The 1,213-nt window shown below is 29.9% G+C and carries 1 protein-coding gene; it reads right to left on the bottom strand.

The genetic code is table 11. The features are described from left to right. Positions 1–75: 75 nt before the first annotated feature. The gene (locus D7Y06_RS25195) at positions 76–1,059 is read right to left on the bottom strand and encodes a DUF2971 domain-containing protein (protein ID WP_158591507.1); all 984 of its coding nucleotides are present in this window, start codon (positions 1,057–1,059) and stop codon (positions 76–78) included. Between the last annotated feature and the right edge of the window lie 154 nt (positions 1,060–1,213).

The following is a 1,213-nucleotide window of genomic DNA, read 5'->3' as shown; positions in this document are numbered from 1 at the left end:
TGAGCTACAGGAAGAGTCAGAAAAACACTGGGATTTTCTGGCTTCTTAGTGGTACAAACTTTTAACTCACAGGCATTATACATAGGGGATTTTTGATTTCTGTATCTTGATTTTATTTGATTCTACATCTCTAATATACATATACTTTCTTAATAATATTTTCAAATCTTTTTCCTCAATCTGACATTTTGGTCCTAAAATTATCTTTTTTATAAAATCTTCTTTACATTTTTCAAATCCAAACTCAAAATATGAACAAATATTATTTTGTAAACTTCTAAATTTTAAATCACTACATGAAAATGAACCAAATATTTCATCATCAGCATGGAATGCCCCATTGAAAAATGGCTCATTTTCCCCGGTATCTTCATCAAAGTTTCCTACTTGTTTTCGAAATAGACGCCATTCTCTTTCCTCACTAAATTTAGGATGTTTAAATGCAAATCTCTCTTGTAAAATAGGAGTCATAATTGGAGCAAGATTAAACATTATATCTGCTGGATTTAGTTCTTTCTCAGTTATATTCTCGAATATATATTTTAAGTGTCCTTCCATATATTCTTGAATATTTTCTAAGACAGATTTTTGATTATAGATAACCTTTACAAAGTCATAACTATACATATCATCAATCTTTGATAACAATTCCGCATTAAATCCTATTGCAACCCCTTGTCCATCATTACCATATGCCCTCCACTGACTTAACAAATCGGAGCTTTCAGAAAAGCAGCAAAAATAATTCTTAGTATTTTGAACGGTATATGCTGAACCTAAATAAACACTTTCTATCGCTTTTTTTAAAACTGTTTTTATTAAAGTCAACAATTCATTATTAACTTCTCCTTTGTATGATTCAACTATATTTAAAAGCATTTTTTCCATTTGTTCAGCAAAATACCTTAATTCACTTTTATCATTTGTTTTCTCTGCATCTGATAGCCATATACAATAATTCTGCAATATTTTAAGCATAGTATCAATAGAACAATAATGATATAAAATATTGGGAGCTTTAGGCTCATATTTTCCACATTCTTTCAAAAATGTGTGCATTCTCATACCTCCTCAAATCCTGATTTGTTCACTTAATTATATCACCTCCGTTCCTCATTTACCACAAAAATATAGGGCGCAGCTAGGGTTGTTTCACGAAAGATTCTAATGTGATGTTATATATCGTTTACCGTTGAATTTCATGTATCTCTCC

This window comes from Roseburia sp. 1XD42-69, from assembly GCF_003612565.1.
GTDB lineage: Bacteria > Bacillota > Clostridia > Lachnospirales > Lachnospiraceae > Roseburia_B.
Note: the sequence above shows the minus strand (reverse complement) of the source record. Positions and strands in the feature narration are given on the sequence as shown.

Excerpts from the sequence above, each read along its gene's own strand:
- D7Y06_RS25195 (WP_158591507.1), bottom strand. The coding sequence starts at position 1,059 with ATGCACACATTTTTGAAAGAATGTGGAAAATATGAGCCTAAAGCTCCC.